This window comes from Streptomyces sp. V4I8, assembly GCF_041261225.1.
Classification (GTDB): Bacteria; Actinomycetota; Actinomycetes; order Streptomycetales; family Streptomycetaceae; genus Streptomyces.
In genome coordinates, this window is record NZ_JBGCCN010000001.1 from 7580759 (window position 1) to 7601506 (window position 20748).

The 20748-nt window shown below is 70.9% G+C and carries 17 protein-coding genes and 1 riboswitch; of the genes, 9 read left to right on the plus strand and 8 right to left on the minus strand.

Annotation, left to right across the window (positions count from 1 at the left end; genetic code table 11):
* Positions 1 to 66 precede the first annotated feature (66 nt).
* Both ABIE67_RS34465 and ABIE67_RS34470 read right to left on the minus strand, forming a co-directional pair.
* Complete coding sequence (locus ABIE67_RS34465; protein WP_370265285.1) at positions 67 to 1008, minus strand: sucrase ferredoxin; 942 nt, start codon at positions 1006 to 1008, stop codon at positions 67 to 69.
* Positions 1009 to 1196: 188 nt separating this feature from the next.
* The gene (locus tag ABIE67_RS34470) at positions 1197 to 2453 is read right to left on the minus strand and encodes a citrate synthase (protein ID WP_370265286.1); all 1257 of its coding nucleotides are present in this window, start codon (positions 2451 to 2453) and stop codon (positions 1197 to 1199) included.
* Between the two features lie 108 nt (positions 2454 to 2561).
* Between ABIE67_RS34470 and ABIE67_RS34475 the strand changes: the two genes are divergently transcribed.
* Positions 2562 to 3728: a citrate synthase/methylcitrate synthase gene (locus tag ABIE67_RS34475; protein WP_370265288.1), complete on the plus strand. Its 1167-nt coding sequence runs from the start codon at positions 2562 to 2564 to the stop codon at positions 3726 to 3728.
* 12 nt (positions 3729 to 3740) lie between these two features.
* Here the strand turns inward: ABIE67_RS34475 and ABIE67_RS34480 are convergent, their stop codons facing one another.
* The 4 genes from ABIE67_RS34480 to ABIE67_RS34495 form a co-directional block, all read right to left on the minus strand.
* A complete protein-coding gene (locus ABIE67_RS34480; RefSeq protein WP_370265289.1) occupies positions 3741 to 4442 on the minus strand; it encodes a DUF6082 family protein in 702 nt (233 codons plus the stop codon).
* A 117-nt stretch (positions 4443 to 4559) separates the two neighbouring features.
* A complete protein-coding gene (locus ABIE67_RS34485) occupies positions 4560 to 4865 on the minus strand; it encodes a hypothetical protein (RefSeq protein ID WP_370265290.1) in 306 nt (101 codons plus the stop codon).
* Positions 4866 to 4988: 123 nt separating this feature from the next.
* Entirely contained in the window at positions 4989 to 5228 is a 240-nt protein-coding gene (locus ABIE67_RS34490) for a hypothetical protein (protein WP_370265292.1), read from the minus strand.
* 219 nt (positions 5229 to 5447) lie between these two features.
* Positions 5448 to 6005 (minus strand): DUF6082 family protein, encoded by a 558-nt coding sequence (locus ABIE67_RS34495; RefSeq protein ID WP_370265294.1) that lies wholly within the window; start codon positions 6003 to 6005, stop codon positions 5448 to 5450.
* Positions 6006 to 6325: 320 nt separating this feature from the next.
* Between ABIE67_RS34495 and ABIE67_RS34500 the strand changes: the two genes are divergently transcribed.
* Positions 6326 to 7450: a GTP-binding protein gene (locus tag ABIE67_RS34500; protein WP_370265295.1), complete on the plus strand. Its 1125-nt coding sequence runs from the start codon at positions 6326 to 6328 to the stop codon at positions 7448 to 7450.
* Between the two features lie 30 nt (positions 7451 to 7480).
* On the opposite strand, the gene ABIE67_RS34505 is transcribed toward ABIE67_RS34500, so the two are convergent.
* Positions 7481 to 9937 (minus strand): DNA topoisomerase (ATP-hydrolyzing) subunit A, encoded by a 2457-nt coding sequence (locus ABIE67_RS34505; protein WP_370265297.1) that lies wholly within the window; start codon positions 9935 to 9937, stop codon positions 7481 to 7483.
* Between the two features lie 572 nt (positions 9938 to 10509).
* On the opposite strand from ABIE67_RS34505, the gene ABIE67_RS34510 reads away from it, so the two are divergent.
* The 4 genes from ABIE67_RS34510 to ABIE67_RS34525 all read left to right on the plus strand — a co-directional run bounded on the left by ABIE67_RS34510 (position 10510) and on the right by ABIE67_RS34525 (position 15366).
* A complete protein-coding gene (locus ABIE67_RS34510) occupies positions 10510 to 11865 on the plus strand; it encodes a M16 family metallopeptidase (protein WP_370265299.1) in 1356 nt (451 codons plus the stop codon).
* A complete protein-coding gene (locus ABIE67_RS34515; RefSeq protein WP_370265300.1) occupies positions 11862 to 13250 on the plus strand; it encodes a M16 family metallopeptidase in 1389 nt (462 codons plus the stop codon). The genes ABIE67_RS34510 and ABIE67_RS34515 overlap by 4 nt, the downstream gene beginning before the upstream one ends.
* Positions 13251 to 13465: 215 nt before the next feature.
* A riboswitch (cyclic di-AMP (ydaO/yuaA leader) is annotated at positions 13466 to 13630 on the plus strand.
* A gap of 12 nt (positions 13631 to 13642) precedes the next feature.
* Entirely contained in the window at positions 13643 to 14428 is a 786-nt protein-coding gene (locus tag ABIE67_RS34520; protein ID WP_370265302.1) for a M23 family metallopeptidase, read from the plus strand.
* A gap of 242 nt (positions 14429 to 14670) precedes the next feature.
* On the plus strand, positions 14671 to 15366 hold the full coding sequence (locus ABIE67_RS34525) for a GntR family transcriptional regulator (protein ID WP_370265304.1): 696 nt from the start codon (positions 14671 to 14673) through the stop codon (positions 15364 to 15366).
* Between the two features lie 232 nt (positions 15367 to 15598).
* Here ABIE67_RS34525 and ABIE67_RS34530 read toward each other — a convergent pair whose 3' ends face one another.
* On the minus strand, positions 15599 to 15880 hold the full coding sequence (locus ABIE67_RS34530) for an HPr family phosphocarrier protein (RefSeq protein ID WP_016432192.1): 282 nt from the start codon (positions 15878 to 15880) through the stop codon (positions 15599 to 15601).
* Between the two features lie 178 nt (positions 15881 to 16058).
* On the opposite strand from ABIE67_RS34530, the gene ABIE67_RS34535 reads away from it, so the two are divergent.
* From ABIE67_RS34535 to ABIE67_RS34545, 3 genes are read left to right on the plus strand one after another with little or no spacing between them, the layout of a single operon-like run.
* Positions 16059 to 18905, plus strand: coding sequence for a GNAT family N-acetyltransferase (locus tag ABIE67_RS34535; protein WP_370265306.1), 2847 nt, complete (start codon positions 16059 to 16061; stop codon positions 18903 to 18905).
* A gap of 52 nt (positions 18906 to 18957) precedes the next feature.
* Positions 18958 to 19545, plus strand: coding sequence for a DUF5998 family protein (locus tag ABIE67_RS34540; protein ID WP_370265308.1), 588 nt, complete (start codon positions 18958 to 18960; stop codon positions 19543 to 19545).
* A complete protein-coding gene (locus ABIE67_RS34545; protein WP_370265310.1) occupies positions 19545 to 20738 on the plus strand; it encodes an alkaline phosphatase family protein in 1194 nt (397 codons plus the stop codon). The genes ABIE67_RS34540 and ABIE67_RS34545 overlap by 1 nt, the downstream gene beginning before the upstream one ends.
* Positions 20739 to 20748: the final 10 nt, after the last annotated feature.

A 20748-nucleotide genomic window follows, 5' to 3' on the forward strand; every position in this document is an offset into this window, starting at 1 on the left:
ATGTGGCGTGGATCTCTTGATCAATGTCGAGCGACCGGTCCACGTGGATGGACCCGGTTCACCTGATCAACTTGCGAGCGCCGTCGCCATCGTGAGCTCGTGCACCGCGACCACATCCATCCGCGCGGGTGAGCCGAGCACCGATCCACAGCTCTCGGGGCGGGGCGGCAGGGAGGTGCCCTGTGCCACGACGACCCGCCAGTGACGTCCGTCCGCGTGGGCGACCGTCACATCCCACCGGGGGGCATCGCCGTCCGTCCGTACGACGCTCAGGGCCTGCGCGGCGTCCTCGCCCGTCGCTCTGCGCACGGCCAGCTCGGCCGCCTGGCCCGGCCGCTCCCAGGCCGAGTTCCCACGGCACCCCTCGACGATGATCCGGCCCTCCTGGACGCTGTGCAGGACTTCCTTGACCGCGTGGGCCTGCGCCCGGCCGTACGCGTAGCCGTACGGCAGCACCAGCAGCGTCGGTGAGAACCGATGTCCACCCAGATGCGTGACCTCCCAGACGCCCTTCACCCCGGAGGCGGCGAGCTCGGCCGCGAGGGGGCGCCCGAGGAGTGCACAGCAGCGGTCCCGCTTGCCGTTGGTGCAGACGAGCGCGAGGGGGGCGCCTGTGTGGGGACGCCCCTGGAGTACGGAGTCGAAGGTGTGGTGGTCACCCATGCCGAGGGCGGCGAAGTCCAGGGCGAGCAACTGCTCGGGATCGCGGATCGTGGCGGCCTGCAGCCATACGTTTCCGGGCACGGTGTGGGCCGCGTAGACCTGCCGCTCGGCGGTGGCGCCGCAGTCGGCGTGCCGGCCGGGACGGCGGATCAGGGCGACACGTACGCCCGTGCCTTTCGCGGCCGCCTCAAGGGCTCGGCCCAGCGCCGGATCCAGGTGGCTCTGCGTGAGCGCCTTGGCACCCCACGGGCCGGGCTGCTCCACCAGCAGCCAGGTCGTCGCGGTCGCCGCGGTCCCCGCGATGGGCTCGTCGAGGTCCTGCGAGACGGTTGAGCACGTACTCACAGAGGCGAGCCTAACCTGACTTGGGTGGCGGCGGCTGGCCGAGGGGTCAGTCTCGCCGCCGGGCCCCGTCCCCGTTCCGCTCCGTGGCGCCCCCGCGTCCACTTCGCGGCGCGCCCTGCCCGCGCCCGATGAGGCGCTGCCGGCCGCTTCGGGAGGCGCTCCACCCCCCTCCGGGAGGCGCTCCCCGCCTACTCCGGCAGTGGCTGTGGCGGTTTCGGGCCCGTGTAGTGCCCGCTCGGTCGCATGCGCAGCGGTCGCTCCCCGTACTCCTCCAGGGCGTGGGCGATCCAGCCCGCCGTACGGGCCACGGCGAAGATCGTCTCACCCGCTGTGGAGGACATCCCCGCGGACGTCGTGAACACGGCGAGGGCCAGGTCGACGTTGGCGTGCAGCGGGGTGTGGCGGGCCGCCGTGGCGGCGATGTCGCGGGCCGCGGCGAGGGCGGGTGCGGAGTGGGGGATCTCCTCCAAGAGGTCGAAGAGGACACGCGCGCGTGGGTCCTCGCCGGCGTAGAGGCGGTGCCCGAGCCCCGGAATGCGCCGTCCGGCCCGCAACTCCTCGGCGATGACGGGCCCGGCGTCGCCCCGGTCGAGCACCTCCATGATCAGCTTGTGGGCGAGGCCGCTGGCGGCTCCGTGCAGGGGGCCCTCGAGCACGCCGAGCCCGGCGGAGACGGCCGCGTAGGCGTGTGCGCGGGCCGACGCGGCGACCCGCACGGCGAGGGTCGAGGCGGCCAGGTCGTGATCGACGAGCAGGGCGAGGGCGGTGTCCAGGACCCGCAGTGCGGCCTCGTCGGCGGGCCGCCCGCTGAGCTGCCCCCACAGGCGGTGAGCGATGGAGCCCTCGTCGCGGTAGGCGTACCGGGACGGCGTCAGGGCGGCGACGAGGGTGGGGATGAGGACGCGCGCGGTGCCGAGCACGGCCTCCTCGGAGAGGTCGAAGCGCAGTGGGTCCGCGGCCGCGGCGGCGATCGCCGCGACCCGCAACCGGTCGGTGGGACCGGCGTGTTCGGGCAGGGCATCGGCGGCGCTGCGGGCGGCGGTGACGGAGAACTCGGGGGCGGTGAAGTGGACGCCTCGGCGCAGTTCACCGGTCCACAGCCACTCCGCCACCTCTTCGTAGGAGTGGCGGGCGGCCAACTCCGTCGCGTCCACGCCCCGGAAGTAGTAGCGGTCGCTGTCGATGAGCGTGAGGCGGGTCCGGACGGACAGCTCACCGCCCGATCCTGAACTGCCGGCGCTCTCCCGCCTGTTGCGCCGGGCGAGCGTCTCCACCTCCGCGGCGTCGAAGGTGCTTCCCCGACCGCCGGGCACGCGGCGGCTGCTCAGGTGTCCGCGGCTCACATACGCGTACAGGGTCTCGGGCTTCACACCGAGCAGTTCGGCGGCCTCCTGGGTGGTCAGTCGCCGCTCTGCTGGGCCGGGGCCGGGTTCTTGATCGCGCATGGGGTCACCGTATCCAGGACGCCGGACATTGATTGTTGCATTGATTCAATCAATATTGACAGAGACTCAGTCAAGCATGGACAGTCGAATCAAGTCCAGGGAGGAATCATGTCCGTCAACAGGTCAGCAACCGCGTTCGTCGAGGTGCCGCGTGGACTCGCGGGTGTCGTTGTCACCGACACCGAGGTCGGCGATGTCCGGGGGCGCGAGGGCTTCTATCACTACCGCCAGTACTCGGCCGTCGAACTCGCGCGGACCCGGCCCTTCGAGGACGTCTGGCATCTCCTGGTCCACGGTGAACTGCCGGACGCCGAACGCGCCGCCGCCTTCACCGCCGAGACCGCCGCGCTGCGGCGGCTGCCCGACCAGGTGCGGGCCGCGCTCCCCGCGATCGCGGTGGCGAGCGGACGGTCCGGCCCGCTGGCCGGCCTGCGCACCGCGCTCTCCCTGCTCGGCGCGGCCCAGGGCTTCCGGCCGGTGTACGACATCGACGCCGACGCGCGCCGCCAGGACACCCTCGTCGCGGCCGGGGCCGTACCGACCCTGCTCACCGCGCTGCACCGGCTGGGCGCGGGGCTTGATCCCGTCGAGCCGCGCGAGGACCTGTCGTACGCGGCGAACTACCTGTACATGTTGACGGGAGCCGAGCCGGATGTGCGGCGGACGCGGGCCATCGAGCAATACTTGATCTCAACCATTGACCATGGATTCAATGCATCAACCTTCACCGCTCGCGTCATCGCCTCCACCGGGGCGGACGTCGCAGCCTGCCTCGTCGGAGCCGTGGGGGCGTTGTCGGGCCCCTTGCACGGAGGTGCCCCCAGTCGTGCGCTGGACACGCTGGACGCGATCGGCGCCCCTGACCGCATCGACGCCTGGATCCGCGATCGTGTCCTCGCCGGCGACCGCATCATGGGCTTCGGACACCCGGTCTACCGAACCGAGGACCCCCGATCCCGGATGCTCCGCGAGATAGCCCAGGACTTCGGCGGCCTGCGCGTCGAGTTCGCCGTGGAGGTGGAACGCCGCGTCGAGGCGATCCTCGCCGAGCTGAAGCCCGGCCGCGAGCTGCACACGAACGTCGAGTTCTACGCCGGCGTGGTCATGGAACTCTGCGGTCTGCCGCGCGAGATGTTCACACCGACGTTCGCCGCCGCGCGGGTCGTGGGCTGGAGCGCCAACATCCTGGAGCAGGCACGGGACTCGAAGATCATCAGGCCGGTGGCGCGGTATGTGGGGCCGGGGGCGCCGGTGGCCGTGCCGTCGGCCGACTGACCGGACACCAGGTCAGGGCGATGGGGGTACGTCCGGCTGCCGCGACTCCTGCATCGCCCGTTCGAAGATCCTGAACAGACGTCCTTCGTCGCTGTCGAGCGGCAGAACTTCCTTGGCGCTGCGCGAAGCAGCCCAGTAGTGGCGGAAGGCGGCACTCTGGACCAGCGTGCGCGCACGAGCGATCAGCTCCGCCTCGCTGACCTCTCCCCACTTGTAGACGAGCAGGTAGTGGCTGAAGGTGAGGTTGGCGAACAGGTTCTGGCGGAGTATGTGCGGCGGCTCGTCCGGGAAGTCGTTCCAGACCTCGGCCAGCGCCGGGTCGTCCATCGCCAGCTGGGTCAGTTGCACATGTAGGGCGCGCAGATCTGATTCGGCGCTGCGGCGCAGTTCGTCTCGGGAAGCGGCGAGTTCCTCCCGCTGCAAGGCGAGTTCGTGGCGTTGTTGCCGGATCTCGTAGTGCTGGAGCAGGAGGGTGATCACGAGCAGGATGAGCGCCAGTCCCGAGAAGACCGCGCTCACGCCGCCGAAATAGTCCCCGATGGAGCTGCGCTCGACTGCTGTGCGCCTGTCCCCGTTGGCCATCTCGACACCGCTGACGAGCCAGCCGCTCAGCACGATGGATGCGGCACCCAGGAGGGTGACGCCTGCGATCGCCGCCGTGCCCCACGCACAGGCCGCGAGCACCGAACGCCGTACCCCGTGGTGCGTTGTCATCCGCCCCTCCCTCGGGTTTGCGGAATCATTCCCCAGTCGTAGTAAGGGAAACGGTGCCGCAGGGAGGGCCGGAGCACGGGCGGTGCCTGCCCCGTCGGCGGGGGCAGGCACCGTATGTCAGCTGCTCGGAAGGTCGTCGTCGTGCGAAAGGTCTTCCCTGGCGTGGGCCAGGGTCGCGGCGTCGACGACCACGACCTTCTCACCGTGGGCGAGGGGCCGCATCTCCGGGTGATCGGCACGGACCTCCGAGGTCCGCTCCGTGCCGATCACCGCGATCCGGCCGTCAGTGAGTGCGAAGACGTCCGGGCAGGTCGCTCCCAGGGTGCTGCCCCTCTCCTGAGGAGACTTCCCGATACGTCGCGCTATGCGGAGGCGCGGGGCGGGGAGCCGGCACGAGGCCTTCCGCCCGAAGTGGATGGTCATCTTGGTCCCTTCGATGGGCCTGACGGGTGAGGAGCGCCGGGTGGGTGGGTACGGCTGGGCACACGGTGCGGGACGAGGGGTTCCCTGGGCGCAACGGGCCGCACCGTAGGGGCTCCTGAGTGCTCAGGCCTCCGGGATGTCAACCTTGGCCCTGAGGAGGGTCTCCCGCGTGATCACGACGATTCGTTCGTAGTCGGCTCGTGACGCGTCTGCCGGGAGTTCCCCGTCGAGTTGCTCGGTGCAGTCCGTGCCGATCACGGCGAAGTTTCCGTCGGCCAACTCGAAGATGTCGGGGCAGTTGCCTCCACCCGCGCTCCCCCGAGCGGCGGGTGATGCTCCGATCCGACGGATGATCTGACTCACTGTTGCTTCCTCTGGTCTCACGTCTGAAGAACTTGCGCACAACGACTGCGGGTGAAGGCGGCCCTGTGGGGTGCACTCGTCATCCGGCGGCGTGAGTGGCGCTCTTGTGGAGTCGCCCTACGCGATCAGGCGTGAGTCAACCCCAGATGCTGATGGCACAACTGGGGACGTGACCTGTTCGTTATGGCCCGGCGGTGTGATTTCCGCGTACCGGCCTTGCTACTCGGCCGGAGGTTCCCCGACCACCCACCATTCCTCGACGTCCGCCTCCTCGAGCTGCCGCAGCAGACCGTCGACCATTCGCCCGAGCATTGCCTCGTCCGAGCCGTCCACGAGAGTCGCCCGCTGGCCCTGAGTCGCATGCCAGTACTCCCTGACCACAGGGTTCTGCAGCAGGCCGCGGATGTAACCGAAGAACTCCTCGCGGGTGATGTTGCCGACCCGGTAGTAGAACAGGGCGTTGGTGTAAAGGGCGTTGGCGAAGAGGTATTGACGTCGTTTCTGGGGGGACGTCGGAACTTCGAAGATGTCCAGCACCTCGGCCAGTTCGGGGCTGTCGATCGCTTTGCTCAGCAGTTCCCAGTGGAGACGCTGCTGGTTGGCCAGATTGGTGTGGCGCTGGTCATGTGCGACCTGCTCCAAGCGGTCGAGGCGCATGCGTAATGAGTTGATCACGTGCCGTTGCGCGGCCAGCGCGGCGAGGGCTCCCGTCATCAAGCCCAGGCCCGCTGCCGCGGCTGTTCCCAGCCCTCGTGCTCCAGACTTCTGTGTGGCCATGTCAACCCCCGAATCAGGCGGCTGTCCGCCGGTCGTCGGGGTGCGGGTCGACTGGAGGGGACCGGCGAGCGGTGGGCGGCGCTTGCCGTCTCCCAGAGTGCCGAGCGGCTCTGATCGGCGGGGAGGCGGAGAGGAGGCGCACGGAGGGAAGCGAGGGTCGCACACTCCGGCGCCATGCCCAACGTCTGCCCGGCAAGTGCTGCTAACAATCGTTCACTTCGCGGTGATTCTTCCGGCTCGTATCCTGGGTCGGCATTCAACCTTCATACGTGCGCCGAGCCGCGAGCCGGTGCACCCGTCGGCGTGAGAGAGGTCGCACGTTGAGCCAGCCGAGCCCTGGTCCGCGGCAGATTCCGCAGCAGATCCCGGTCGTCGTCCTCGCCGGATTCCTCGGTTCCGGCAAGACGACGCTCCTCAACCACCTCCTCCACCGCAGCGGAGGCACCCGTATCGGTGCCATCGTCAACGACTTCGGCGCCATCGAGATCGACGCCATGGCGGTCGCCGGCGCGCTCGGCGACTCCACCGTCTCCCTCGGGAACGGCTGCCTGTGCTGCGCGGTCGACGCCAGTGAGCTGGATGTCTACCTGGAGCGGCTCGCCCGGCCGTCCACCGGCATCGACGTCATCGTCATCGAGGCCAGCGGGCTCGCCGAGCCCCAGGAACTGGTGCGCATGGTGCTCGCCAGCGAGCATCCGGGCATTGTGTACGGCGGGCTGGTCGAGGTGGTCGACGCCGCCGAGTTCGAGGACACACGCGCGAAGCACCCCGAGATCGACCGGCACCTCGCCCTCGCCGACCTTGTCGTGGTCAACAAGCTCGACCGGGCGGCGGACGGCGAGCGCGTACTCGATCTGGTCCACGGGCTCACCGACCGCGCCGCCGTCGTCCCCGCCACCTACGGCCGTATCGACCCCGAGTTCCTCTTCGACTGCCGCCCCAGCGAGGAGCGCGTCGGGCAGTTGTCCTTCGACGACCTGCACGACCATGCCGACGACCACACCGGCGACGGCAACGACAGCGGCAAGGGCAACGACACGGACCGCGACCATCACGGTCACCTGCACACCGCCTACGACAGCGTGTCCTTCGTCTCCGAAGTCCCCCTTGATCCCCGCCGGTTGATGGCGTTCCTGGACAGCAGGCCGGAGGGGCTGTACCGGATCAAGGGGTACGTCGACTTCGGCCCGCACGACACCGCCAACCGCTACGCCGTCCACGCCGTCGGGCGCTTCCTCCGCTTCTACCCGGAGCGGTGGAACGCCGCCGACGCGCGCCTCACTCAGCTGGTTCTCATCGGCTCCGGCATCGATGCCTCCGCTCTCGGCAAGGAACTGGAGGCCTGCGAGAGCGACGCCCCACACGCCGACGAACATGGCATGTGGGGCGTTCTGCGGTACGTACCGGAGGCGGAGGAAGGGGCCCCCGCCTCCCAGGAGGCCTAGACCGGCAGGAGGCCTGGACCGGCGGGAGGCCTAGACCGGGCCGGCCACCACCGACACCGTCTTGGGCAGTGACACGCCCGAGCCGTCGCGGCGCGGGTCGATCTCCGGGAGCTCGGCCGGAGTGCCGTTCTTCTGCGCGGCCCGTGCCGGCACGGCGCCCGCCCAGGCCACGGACAGACAGTCCTCGCCCTTCAGGAACCGCTGGCAGCGCACACCACCGGTCGCGCGGCCCTTGCGCGGGTACTGGTCGAACGGGGTCATCTTGGCCGTCGTCTGGACCGAGTCGTCCAGCGTGCCGCGCGAGCCCGCGACCGTGAACACCACCGCGTCGACGGCCGGGTCCACCGCCGTGAAGGAGATCACCTTCGCACCCTCGGCGAGCTTGATGCCCGCCATGCCGCCGGCGGCGCGGCCCTGCGGGCGGACCTGCGAGGCCTGGTAGCGCAGCAGCTGGGCGTCGTCCGCGATGAAGACCAGGTCCTCCTCCCCGGTGCGCAGCTCGACCGCACCGACGATCCGGTCGCCCTCCTTCAGGGTGATGACCTCCAACTCGTCCTTGTTGGACGGGTAGTCGGGCACCACGCGCTTGACGACGCCCTGTTCGGTGCCGATCGCCAGGCCCGGCGACGACTCGTCGAGCGTGGTCAGACAGATCAGGGTCTCGTCGCCCTCCAGGGAGACGAACTCCGACAGCGGCGCGCCGCCCGAGAGGTTCGGTCTCGACGCTGTCTCCGGCAGCTGCGGCAGATCGACGACATTGATCCGCAGCAGACGGCCCGAGGACGTCACCGCGCCCACCTCACCGCGGGCCGTGGCCGGCACCGCCGAGACGATCACATCGTGCTTGGAGCGCCTGGCCTCGCCGTCCTCCGTGAAGGGGTCGCCGTTCGCCGTACGGGCCAGCAGACCCGTCGAGGACAGCAGCACCCGGCACGGGTCGTCCGCCACCTGCAGCGACACGGTCGTGACCGGCGTGCCCGCCGACTCCAGCAGGACCGTACGGCGCTCGGTGCCGAACTTCTTGGCGACCGAGGCCAGTTCGGCGGAGACCAGCTTGCGCAGCTCCGCGTCCGAGTCCAGGATCCGGGTCAGCTCGGCGATCTCCTCGTTGAGCCGGTCCTTCTCCGCCTCCAGCTCGATGCGGTCGTACTTGGTGAGCCGGCGCAGCGGCGTGTCCAGGATGTACTGGGTCTGGACCTCGCTCAGCGAGAAGCGCTCCATCAGGCGCTCCTTCGCCTGCGCGGAGTTCTCGCTGGACCGGATCAGCCGGATGACCTCGTCGATGTCCACCAGAGCCGTGAGCAGGCCCTCGACCAGGTGCAGCCGGTCGCGACGCTTGGTGCGGCGGAACTCGCTGCGACGCCGTACGACCTCGAAGCGGTGGTCGAGGTAGACCTCCAGCAGTTCCTTGAGGCCCAGGGTGAGGGGCTGGCCGTCGACCAGCGCGACGTTGTTGATGCCGAAGGACTCCTCCATCGGCGTCAGCTTGTACAACTGCTCCAGGACGGCTTCCGGCACGAAGCCGTTCTTGATCTCGATGACCAGGCGCAGGCCGTGCTCGCGGTCCGTGAGGTCCTTGACGTCGGCGATGCCCTGCAGCTTCTTCGAGCCGACCAGGTCCTTGATCTTGGCGATCACCTTCTCCGGACCGACCGCGAACGGCAGTTCGGTGATGACGATGCCCTTGCGGCGGGCGGTCACCGTCTCCACGGACACGGTCGCGCGGATCTTGAAGGTGCCGCGGCCCGTCTCGTACGCGTCCCGGATTCCGGAGAGGCCGACGATCCGGCCGCCGGTGGGCAGGTCGGGGCCCGGGACGTACTTCATCAGCGCGTCCAGATCCGCGTTCGGGTAACGGATCAGATGGCGGGCGGCCGCGATGACCTCGGAGAGGTTGTGGGGCGGCATGTTGGTGGCCATGCCGACGGCGATGCCGGAGGCGCCGTTGACGAGGAGGTTCGGGAAGGCGGCCGGCAGGACCACCGGCTCCCGCTCCTGGCCGTCGTAGTTGGGCGTGAAGTCGACCGTGTCCTCGTCGATCGACTCGGTCATCAGGCTCGTCGCCTGGGCCTGCCGGCACTCGGTGTACCGCATGGCGGCCGGCGGGTCGTCGTTGCCCAGTGAGCCGAAGTTGCCGTGGCCGTCGACCAGCGGGACGCGCATCGAGAAGGGCTGGGCCATGCGCACCAGGGCGTCGTAGATCGACGCGTCGCCGTGCGGGTGCAACTTACCCATGACCTCGCCGACGACGCGGGCGCACTTCACATAGCCGCGGTCGGGGCGCAGGCCCATCTCGTTCATCTGGTAGACGATGCGGCGGTGCACCGGCTTGAGGCCGTCGCGGGCGTCCGGCAGGGCCCGCGAGTAGATGACCGAGTACGCGTACTCGAGGAAGGAGCCCTGCATCTCGTCGACGACGTCGATGTCGAGGATCTTCTCCTCGTACGAGTCGTCGGGCGGCGGGTTCTTCGTGCTGCGGCGGGCCATCGCTGCCGGCTCCTCTGTTTCTGGTCGCTCGAGCGTTTGCGGTATCTGACGCGGACCATTGTGGACCGCGGCACTGACAACCACCGACCAGGACCCGATGTTGGGCTCCGGCCCGGCATCGGAGAAGTGTCGCCGACGCCCGGCCTCCCTCGCGACACAGGGGGCGGACGGGGCGCGAACCGCCCTGGCCGAGGCCGCGCTTGCGACCGGCACGGCCGAAGGCAAGTGCGCGCCGCGAGACCGTTCACTCGGCGGAGTGATCGCCGGGCACAGTCCCGGGCCGCGGGAAGGACGAATCCCCATCTGCGCCGCGAGCGCGGCTGGAGCGTGCGTGGCCGCCCCGCCCGACAGGGGGCATGCACCGGCCCCGCTCGACAGGAGCATGCAAGGGGCCGGCGGGCCGAGCCCCACGGCGATCTCGCGCGGCGCCCCGGCTCGCGTTCACCTTCGTCCGGGCACGGCGTTCTGACCGGGAACTTCGCCGACCCCTCGGACGCTGCATACAGTGGCAGGAACTGAGCACGAACTGCTCGACACAACGCAGTGCACGCGACCGGAAGGACACCTTGCCCATGGGTCACACGGCCACACCGGAGGCACAATCCGGCGGCCTCACCGCGACGGAGCACCGCCTGGCCAACGGCCTGCGCGTGGTGCTCTCCGAGGACCACCTCACGCCGGTCGCCGCGGTCTGCCTCTGGTACGACGTCGGCTCCCGCCACGAGGTCAAGGGCCGTACCGGACTCGCCCACCTCTTCGAGCACCTGATGTTCCAGGGCTCCAGCAGCGTGAAGGGCACGGGCCACTTCGAGCTCGTCCAGGGCGCGGGCGGCTCGCCGAACGGCACCACCAGCTTCGAGCGCACCAACTACTTCGAGACCATGCCCGCCCACCAGCTGGAGCTCGCGCTGTGGCTGGAGGCCGACCGTATGGGCAGCCTCCTGGTGGCGCTCGACGAGGAAGGCCTGGAGAACCAGCGGGACGTCGTCAAGAACGAGCGCCGCCAGCGCTACGACAACGTCCCCTATGGCACGGCGTTCGAGAAGCTGACCGCCCTGTCGTACCCGGACGGACACCCCTACCACCACACGCCGATCGGTTCGATGGCCGACCTGGACGCGGCCAGCCTGGAGGACGCCCGCGCGTTCTTCCGCACCTACTACGCGCCCAACAACGCCGTCCTGTCCATCGTCGGCGACATCGACCCGGAGCAGACCCTCGCCTGGGTAGAGAAGTACTTCGGCTCCATCCCGGGCCACGACGGCAAGCCCGAGCCGCGCGACGGCTCACTGCCCGACATCATCGGCGAGCAGCTGCGCGAGGTCGTCGAGGAGAACGTTCCCGCGCGCGCGATGATGGCCGCCTACCGGCTCCCGACGGACGGCACGCGCGAGTGCGACGCGGCCGACCTGGCGCTGACCGTCCTCGGCGGCGGCGAGTCCTCCCGCCTCTACAACCGGCTCGTCCGGCGCGACCGTACGGCTGTGGCGGCCGGGTTCGGCCTGCTGCGCCTGGCCGGGGCGCCCTCCCTGGGCTGGCTGGACGTGAAGACCTCCGGTGACGTCGAGGTCCCCGTCATCGAGGCGGCCGTCGACGAGGAGCTCGCCCGCTTCGCGGCGGACGGCCCGACCGCGGAGGAGATGGAGCGCGCGCAGGCCCAGCTGGAGCGCGAGTGGCTGGACCGGCTCGGCACCGTGGCGGGCCGCGCCGACGAACTGTGCCGGTACGCCGTCCTGTTCGGCGACCCCCAGCTCGCCTTCACCGCCGTACAGCGCGTCCTCGCCGTCACCGCCGAGGAGGTCCAGGCGGTCGCCAAGGCCCGCCTGCGTCCCGACAACCGCGCGGTGCTCGTGTACGAGCCGGTCGCCGACGAGGCCGAGGACGCGGAAGCCCCCGCCACCGACGAGAACGAGGAGTCGGCGCAGTGACCGAGCTCGCCAGCATGGAGTTCCACCCGCAGCCCCGGGCCGGCGAGGCCCGACCCTGGGCGTTTCCGGCGCCCGAGCGCGGCGAGCTGGACAACGGCCTGACGGTCCTGCGCTGCCACCGCCCCGGCCAGCAGGTCGTCGCCGTCGAGGTGCTCCTGGACACGCCCCTGGACGCCGAGCCGAAGGGCCTGGACGGCATCGCCACGATCATGGCGCGCGCCTTCTCCGAGGGCACCGACAAGCACACCGCCGAGGAGTTCGCCGCCGAGCTGGAGCGCTGCGGCGCCACGCTCGACTCGTACGCCGACCACCCCGGCATCCGCGTCAGCCTCGAGGTGCCCGTCTCCCGGCTGCCGAAGGCGCTGGGGCTGCTCGCCGACGCCCTCAGGGCTCCCGCGTTCGACGACGGCGAGGTCGAGCGCCTGGTGCGCAACCGGCTCGACGAGATCCCGCACGAGCTGGCCAACCCCTCGCGCCGCGCCGCGAAGGAGCTCTCCAAGCAGCTGTTCCCGGCGACCTCGCGCATGTCGCGCCCGCGTCAGGGCACCGAGGACACGGTCGCCGGCATCGACTCCGCGGCCGTACGTGCCTTCTACGAGCGGCTCGTGCGCCCCGCCACCTCGACCGTCGTGGTCGTCGGCGACCTCACCGGCGTCGACCTCGACGCCCTGCTCGGCGACACCCTGGGCGCCTGGACCGGCTCCCCGGCCCAGCCCCGCCCGGTCCCGCCGGTGACCGCGGACGACACCGGGCGCGTGGTCATCGTGGACCGCCCCGGCGCCGTGCAGACGCAGCTGCTGATCGGCCGTATCGGGCCGGACCGGCACGACCGCGTGTGGCCCGCGCAGGTGCTCGGCACGTACTGCCTCGGCGGCACCCTCACCTCCCGCCTGGACAAGGTCCTGCGCGAGGAGAAGGGCTACACCTACGGTGTGCGCGCGTTCGGGCAGGTCATGCGCTCCGCTCCCGACGGCACGGGCGCGGCGATGCTCGCCATCAGCGGCTCCGTCGACACCCCGAACACCGGTCCGGCGCTGGACGACCTCTGGAAAGTCCTGCGCGGGGTGGCCGGCGAGGGGCTCACCGACGCCGAGCGGGACTTCGCCGTGCAGAACCTCGTCGGGGTGGCCCCGCTGAAGTACGAGACGGCCGCCTCGGTGGCGAACACGCTGGCCGACCAGGTCGAGCAGCACCTGCCCGACGACTACCAGGCGAAGCTGTACCAGCAGCTCGCCGCGACCGGCACCGTCGAGGCCACCGCGGCCGCCGTGAGCGCCTTCCCGGTGGACCGTCTGGTGACGATCCTGGTCGGCGACGCGGCCGAGATCCGGGAGCCCGTCGAGGCTCTCGGCATCGGCGAAGTCTCCGTCGTGACAGCCGAGTAGAAGGCGGACACCGCGCCGGGCGACGGCACGCGCGCGCAAGGGGCCCTGGTGACTTCCAAGCCACCAGGGCCCCTTTATGCCCGAATTGAGGGAAAGGTTGCCCGTCTGACCTGTGGGATGCGCTACAAAAGCCGCGATCCGTTTGGGGATTGAAAGTCGTGCCGCTTAGCGTCTTCCGGGCTGTCCGTCAGGCAGTGCGCCGCGCCCGCGGCACCGGACAGCCATCGCCGAGTCCCCGTACGGCGCGAGCCAGGGGAGCCGGGGACCCACCCGTAGTCCCTGGGGTGAATCGGACGCCCGCGCAGCCGCGAGGGGGTCCGTAGGAGACCTTCCTGCTCCGAACCCGTCAGCTAACCCGGTAGGCGAGAGGGAAGGAAAGGACCAGCCACTACATGGCGTTCACCTGCGCCACCGGGAAGAAGCGTCCCACCGGGAAGCATCGTCGACCCAGCCGGATCCAGAGCACCACCGCCCGCGCGGCGGGCGTCGCCGCTCTCACCGCGACCGGCGTCATAGGCACCCTGGCCGCCCCGGCGCTCGCCGCCGAACCCGCCGTCGAGCAGACCGGCCTCATCCCCGTCATCACCGTCGACGACACGCTCGCCGATCAGATCGACGCCCAGGCCGCCGCCCAGAAGCAGGCCGCCCAGGAGGCCGAGGCCCGGAAGAAGGCCGCCGAGGAGGCCGCGCGCAAGAAGGCGGCCGAGAAGGCCAAGCAGGAGCGCGAGGCCAAGGAGCGCGCCGCCCGCGAGGCCGAGCGCAAGCGCCTGCTGTCCTACGTCGCCCCGATCTCCGGCTCGTACGTCTCCACGGGCTACAAGGCCGGCGGCGCCGTCTGGTCCTCCGGCAGCCACACGGGCATCGACTTCCACGCCGCCAGCGGCACCTCCGTCCACGCGGTCGGCTCCGGCACCGTCGTGGAGGCCGGCTGGGGTGGGTCGTACGGCAACAACATCGTGATCAAGATGAATGACGGTACGTACACCCAGTACGGCCACCTGTCGTCCATAGGCGTCTCGGTGGGCCAGACCGTCACCCCCGGCCAGCAGATCGGCCTGTCCGGCGCCACCGGCAACGTCACCGGACCGCATCTGCACTTCGAGGCCCGGACGACCGCCGAGTACGGCTCCGACATCGACCCCGTCGCCTACCTCCGCTCGCACGGCGTGAACGTCTGACGTTTCCACCTGACGTCTCCACGCGTCCCCACCGCGCTCCCCGAGACCCCGCCTCCCTGAGGCCCGCCTTCCCGAAGCCCCGGCTCCCCGAGCCGGGGCTTTCGGCGTTTCCCGGACGATCGGCTGTCCAAAAAATATCCATGGATTCCGACCTGCCGTCGGAAATTCCGGCCGGTTGCAATAGAGTCACAGGACACACGTCATTCTTCGACGTTTCACGGGGATTAAGGCGGAGGTCGGTCATGCGTATTCCGGCGCACTCGGTATGCACCGCGATCCGGGACGACATCGTCGCCGGCGTCTACGAGCGCGGCGGCCGGCTCACCGAGGAACTCCTCGCGCGCCGCTACGGCGTCTCCCGCGTCCCCGTGCGGGAGGCCCTGCGCACCCTGGAGGCGGAGGGCTTCGTGGTGACCCGGCGGCACGCGGGCGCGTGCGTCGCCGAGCCGACCGAGCGGGAGGCCGCCGACCTGCTGGAGATGCGCATGCTCCTGGAGCCGCTCGGCGCCTCCCGGGCCGCCCAGCGGCGCACCGAGGCCCATCTGAAGGTCCTGCGCGGCCTGGTCAGGCTGGGCCAGGAACGGGCCAGGAGGGGAAACAGCGAGGATCTGCGCTCGCTGGGCGGCTGGTTCCACGAGACGCTGGCCCAAGCCTCCGGCAGCCCCGCGCTGGCCTCGATGCTGACCCAGCTGCGCCACAAGATCGCCTGGATGTACACCGTGGAGGCGCCGGTCAGCCCCGTGGAGTCCTGGACCGAGCACGGCGCGATCGTGGACGCGGTGGCGCGCGGTGACGGCGAACGCGCTCGCGCGATCACGGCACTGCACTCCGAGCGCGCGATCTCCGCGCACCGGCTGCGGTTCGGCTCCGGCGGTGATCGCGCCGAGCGTGTGAGGAATTCGCAACATCCCGTAAACATGCCGAGCCTGCGACATTAACACGGGCGCCGTATACAAAGAGAAGATATTCGGTGGCGGGTAATTCCTGCTGCCCTTTTTCAGGTGCACCGACAATTCCCGTGGCTGTTGCCCGGAAAGCGCGGCGGCCCGCCCGAGAATGCAGTCGCCTGCCCGAAAGCCGCGATCCGCGCCCGCGGACAACACCGAAGCCGCGCCCGCCGGAAAGGCGGACGCGGCTTCACCGCTTGCTACGGAGTCCCGCTCAGGTCCTTCAGACCGTCTCGGGCAGCTCCTCGAGGCCCTCGGAGACCAGCTTCGCCAGACGGTCGAGGGCGGCGTCCGCACCCTCGGCGTCGGAGGCGAGGACGATCTCCTCGCCGCCCTGGGCGCCGAGGCCCAGAACGGCCAGCATGGAGGCCGCGTTGACGGGGTTGCCGTCGGCCTTGGCGATCGTCACCGGGATACCTGCGGCCGTGGCGGCCCGGACGAAGATGGAAGCGGGGCGGGCGTGAAGGCCCTCGGCCCAGCCGACGTTGACGCGGCGCTCAGCCATGTGATGCTGCCCTTCGGTGTTCAGGGTTGTCTAGACCAGTTTCCCACACCCGTGAAGCATGCCGGGAGGGACAAAACGTCCCTCTCGAGGTGGCCGTCGGGTCGCGGCCTCGACCCGACATACGTCCTCCACAGACTGCCTCGCGCCGTTGTCGTACGCGAGCCGTACTCTGGGCCCCATGCAGAGCGCCTCGGACCGGCACGAGTACCCCGCCCACTGGGAAGCCGACGTGGTGCTGCGCGACGGCGGCACCGCGCGCATCCGCCCCATCACCGTTGATGACGCCGAGCGCCTGGTCAGCTTCTACGAGCAGGTCTCGGACGAGTCGAAGTACTACCGCTTCTTCGCGCCCTACCCGCGACTGTCCGCAAAGGACGTCCACCGCTTCACGCACCACGACTTTGTGGACCGGGTGGGACTCGCGGCCACAGTGGGCGGCGAGTTCATCGCCACCGTACGCTACGACCGGATCGGCGCCGACGGAATGCCCGCGTCCGCACCCGCCGACGAGGCCGAGGTCGCCTTCCTCGTCCAGGACGCCCACCAGGGGCGCGGCGTCGCCTCCGCGCTGCTGGAACACATCGGCGCCGTCGCCCGCGAGCGCGATATCCGCCGCTTCGCCGCCGAGGTGCTGCCCGCCAACTCCAAGATGATCAAGGTGTTCACGGACGCCGGGTACACCCAGAAGCGCAGCTTCGAGGACGGCGTCGTACGCCTGGAGTTCGACCTGGAGCCGACGGACCGCTCGCTCGCCGTGCAGTACGCGCGCGAGCAGCGCGCCGAGGCCCGGTCCGTGCGGCGGCTGCTGGTACCCGGCTCGGTCGCCGTCATCGGCGTCGGCCGCACCCCCGGCGGGGTGGGCCGCAGTGTTTTCGGCAACATCAGGGACGCCGGCTTCACGGGACGGCTGTACGCGGTGAACAGGGCGTTCCCGGAGGATCTCAAGGAACTCGACGGGGTGCCCGCGCACCGCTCGATGCGGGACATCGAGGAGCAGGTCGATCTCGCGGTGGTCGCCGTACCCGCCGAGTACGTCCCCGAAGTGGTCACCGACTGCGGCGAGCACGGTGTGCAGGGCCTGGTCGTGCTCTCCGCCGGGTACGCCGAGAGCGGTCCCGACGGGCGGGAGCGGCAGCGCGAACTCGTCCGGCACGCGCGCGCGTACGGCATGCGCATCATCGGACCGAACGCCTTCGGGATCATCAACACCTCCGCCGATGTCCGGCTGAACGCCTCACTGGCGCCCGAGATGCCCCGTCCGGGCCGGATCGGGCTGTTCGCCCAGTCCGGCGCGATCGGGATCGCCCTGCTGTCCAGGCTGCACCGACGCGGTGGCGGCGTGACCGGGGTCACAGGAGTGTCGACCCTGGTCTCGTCCGGCAACCGGGCCGACGTGTCCGGCAACGACGTCCTTCAGTACTGGTACGACGACCCGGACACCGACGTCGCCCTGATGTACCTGGAGTCCATCGGCAACCCGCGCAAGTTCACCCGCCTCGCCCGGCGTACGGCGGCGGCGAAGCCGTTGGTCGTGGTGCAGGGCGCGCGGCACGGCGGCGCGGCACCCCAGGGGCACGCCGTCCGGGCCACGAGGCTGCCGCACGCCACGGTGTCCGCGCTGCTGCGGCAGGCCGGCGTGATCCGGGTGGACACGATCACCGAACTGGTGGACGCCGGGCTGCTGCTCGCACGCCAGCCACTGCCGACCGGACCGCGGGTGGCGATCCTCGGGAACTCCGAGTCACTGGGACTGCTGACCTACGACGCCTGTCTCTCCGAGGGGCTGCGGCCGTTGCCGCCGCTGGATCTGACGACGGGGGCGTCGGCGGCCGACTTCCACGAGGCGTTGTCGCGCGCGTTGGCCGACGAGACGTGCGACGCGGTCGTCGTCACCGCCATCCCGGCGATCGGGGACGCCACGACCGCCGACGCGGAGCTGGCTCAGGCGCTGCGGTCGGCGGCCGAGCGGGTGCCGGGGAAGCCGGTGCTGGTGGTGCACGTGGAGCTCGGAGGGCTCGCGGAGGCACTGTCGGCCGCGGCGAGCACCGCCCCACAGGCGGTCACGAAGGCGCCCGGCCTCGCGGGCCGCGCCCACCCCTTCCGCCCCCTGGACTTCCCGGCCGACCCCCCGCCCGGACCATCGAAGACCCCGGAGAACGCCCCCCGCCTCATCCCCGCCTACCCCGCCGCCGAACGCGCGGTCCGCGCCCTCGCCGAAGCCGTCAAATACTCCCAGTGGCGACGCGACGCGGCCGACCCGGGCCGGGTGCCGGAGTACGAGGACATCGACGAGAAGGGTGCCGCCCGGCTGATCGGCGGGCTCCTCGCGCGCGGGCAGGGCCTCACGCTCGGCACCGACGAGACCGCCGACCTGCTCGGCAAGTACGGCGTCCATGTGCATCGCGCCCTGCACGCGACCACCCCCGACGACGCCGCGGACGCCGCCCACACCCTCGGCTACCCCGTCGCCCTCAAGGCCACCGCCCCCCACCTGCGGCACCGCGCCGACCTCGGCGGAGTGCGGCTCGATCTCGCGGACGAGGAGCAACTGCGGCGGGCGTACGCCGAGTTGACCGAGCTGTTCGGCAAGCCGGAGGAGCTGCGCCCGGTCGTGCAGAGCATGGCGCCACGCGGCGTCGACACCGTCGTACGGGCCGTGATCGACCCGGCGGCCGGTGCCGTGCTGTCCTTCGGGCTGGCCGGAGCCGCCTCGCAGTTGCTCGGGGACATGGCCCACCGGCTCATCCCGGTCACCGACCGCGAGGCGACCTCGATCATCCGCTCGATCCGAACGGCACCGCTCCTGTTCGGCTGGCGCGGCTCCACGCCCGTGGACACCCCTGCCCTGGAGGAGCTGCTGCTGCGGGTGTCGCGACTGGTCGACGACCACCCGGAGGTCGTCGCGGTCACCCTGGAGCCGGTCGTCGTCGCCACCCACGGTCTGAGCGTGCTCGGCGCCTCCGTACGCCTCGCCCCGCCGCCCGCCCGCGACGACCTCGGGCCGAGGACCCTGCCCACGTACTGAGACCACCCTGAGCGGTGCCTCGCAGTCAGTGCGCCACCGTAGGATGGGCGTCATGGCCAAGACCAGTACGACGACCCAGGGGCTGCGTGCGGCGATCGAGCGCAGCGGCTACTACCCGGCCCTCGTGGCCGAGGCGGTGGAGGCCGCTGTGGGCGGCGAGCCCATCCGGTCGTACCTGGTCCACCAGGAGACGACGTTCGACCAGAACGAGGTGCGCCGGCATGTGACCGTGCTCGTCCTCACCGGCAACCGCTTCATCGTCAGCCACACCGACGAGCAGGCCGCCGACACCACCTCCCCGACGCCGTACGCCACCACGTCGACCGAGTCGGTGAAGATCGGCCGGATCTCGTCGGTCGTCGTCAGCCGTGTCGTCGCCAACCCCGAGCAGTACAAGCCGGGCACGCCGCCCCGCGAGGTCGTGCTGACCATCGGGTGGGGCGCCGTCTCCCGCATCGACCTGGAGCCCGCCGCCTGCGGCGACCCCAACTGCGAGGCGGACCACGGCTACACGGGCAGCTCGACGGCGGACGACCTCAGCCTGCGGGTCAGCGAGGCCGGCGACGGCCCGGAGACGGTCCGCCAGGCCCTCGCCTTCGCACAGGCGCTCTCCGAGGCGACCGCGGACCCCGCTCACTGATGGCGCAGCTCACCACCTGGGACTCCCACCCGGAACCCCTCGCCGTCCACTCCGCGCCCGTCCCCGAGTACGGCAGCGGCTCCCTCGCCGACCTGCTGCCCACGCTGGCCGCGGGCATGGCCGTACCGGAGATGACCGCCGCGATCCCCGAGCTGACCGCCGCCGACCGCAACTGCGTGTTCCTGATCGACGGCCTCGGCTGGGAGCAGCTCAAGGCGCATCCCGAGGACGCGCCGTTCATGACCTCCCTCCTGAGCAGCTCGCGCGGCGGCACCGGACGCCCGATCACCGCCGGCTACCCGGCGACCACCGCGACCTCCCTCGCCTCCGTCGGCACCGGCCTGCCGCCGGGCGCGCACGGCCTGCCCGGATACACCGTGCGCAACCCCGAGACCGGCGAGCTGATGAACCAGCTGCGCTGGAACCCGTGGACGGCACCGCGCGTCTGGCAGCCGTACCCCACCGTCTTCCAGCTTGCGCAGCAGGCGGGTGTGCACGCGGCCCAGGTGTCGTCGCCCACCTTCCAGAACACCCCGCTCACCAAGGTCGCGCTCAGTGGCGGAACGTTCCTCGGGCGGCTGACCGGCGAGGACCGTATGGACCTCGCGGCCGGGCAACTGGCCGCGGCCGACCGCGCCTTGGTCTACACGTACTACGCCGAGCTCGACGGCGCCGGCCACCGCTACGGCGTCGACTCGGACACCTGGCGCGGCCAGCTCATGTACGTCGACCGGCTCGTCCAGCGCCTGGCCGAGCAGCTGCCGCCGCGCAGCGCGCTCTACGTCACCGCCGACCACGGCATGATCGACGTGCCCTTCGACGAAGAGCACCGCATCGACTTCGACGAGGACTGGGAGCTGCGCGCCGGCGTCGCCCTGCTGGGCGGTGAGGGCCGGGCGCGGCACGTCTACGCGGTGCCGGGCGCCGCGAACGACGTACTGACCTGCTGGCGCGAGGTGCTCGGCGAGCAGTTCTGGGTGGCCTCCCGGGACGAGGCGATCGCGGCGGGCTGGTTCGGGCCGCGGATCGACGAGCGGGTGTACGACCGTATCGGCGACGTGGTCGCGGCCGCGCGGGACGACGTCCTGATCATCGCGTCCGAGCGGGAGCCGAAGGAGTCGGCGATGGTCGGCAACCACGGTTCGATGACCCCCGCCGAGCAGTTGGTCCCCCTGCTCGAAGTACGCTCCTGAAGATTCCCGC

Bases quoted from the DNA above. Each gene is read 5' to 3' on its own strand.
- ABIE67_RS34470 (WP_370265286.1), bottom strand. From the start codon at position 2,453: ATGCGCGATCAAGAACCCGGCCCCGGCCCAGCAGAGCGGCGACTGACC.
- ABIE67_RS34475 (WP_370265288.1), top strand. From the start codon at position 2,562: ATGTCCGTCAACAGGTCAGCAACCGCGTTCGTCGAGGTGCCGCGTGGA.
- ABIE67_RS34480 (WP_370265289.1), bottom strand. From the start codon at position 4,442: ATGACAACGCACCACGGGGTACGGCGTTCGGTGCTCGCGGCCTGTGCG.
- ABIE67_RS34485 (WP_370265290.1), bottom strand. From the start codon at position 4,865: ATGACCATCCACTTCGGGCGGAAGGCCTCGTGCCGGCTCCCCGCCCCG.
- ABIE67_RS34495 (WP_370265294.1), bottom strand. From the start codon at position 6,005: ATGGCCACACAGAAGTCTGGAGCACGAGGGCTGGGAACAGCCGCGGCA.
- ABIE67_RS34505 (WP_370265297.1), bottom strand. From the start codon at position 9,937: ATGGCCCGCCGCAGCACGAAGAACCCGCCGCCCGACGACTCGTACGAG.
- ABIE67_RS34510 (WP_370265299.1), top strand. From the start codon at position 10,510: ATGGGTCACACGGCCACACCGGAGGCACAATCCGGCGGCCTCACCGCG.
- ABIE67_RS34520 (WP_370265302.1), top strand. From the start codon at position 13,643: ATGGCGTTCACCTGCGCCACCGGGAAGAAGCGTCCCACCGGGAAGCAT.
- ABIE67_RS34525 (WP_370265304.1), top strand. From the start codon at position 14,671: ATGCGTATTCCGGCGCACTCGGTATGCACCGCGATCCGGGACGACATC.
- ABIE67_RS34530 (WP_016432192.1), bottom strand. From the start codon at position 15,880: ATGGCTGAGCGCCGCGTCAACGTCGGCTGGGCCGAGGGCCTTCACGCC.
- ABIE67_RS34535 (WP_370265306.1), top strand. From the start codon at position 16,059: ATGCAGAGCGCCTCGGACCGGCACGAGTACCCCGCCCACTGGGAAGCC.
- ABIE67_RS34540 (WP_370265308.1), top strand. From the start codon at position 18,958: ATGGCCAAGACCAGTACGACGACCCAGGGGCTGCGTGCGGCGATCGAG.
- ABIE67_RS34545 (WP_370265310.1), top strand. From the start codon at position 19,545: ATGGCGCAGCTCACCACCTGGGACTCCCACCCGGAACCCCTCGCCGTC.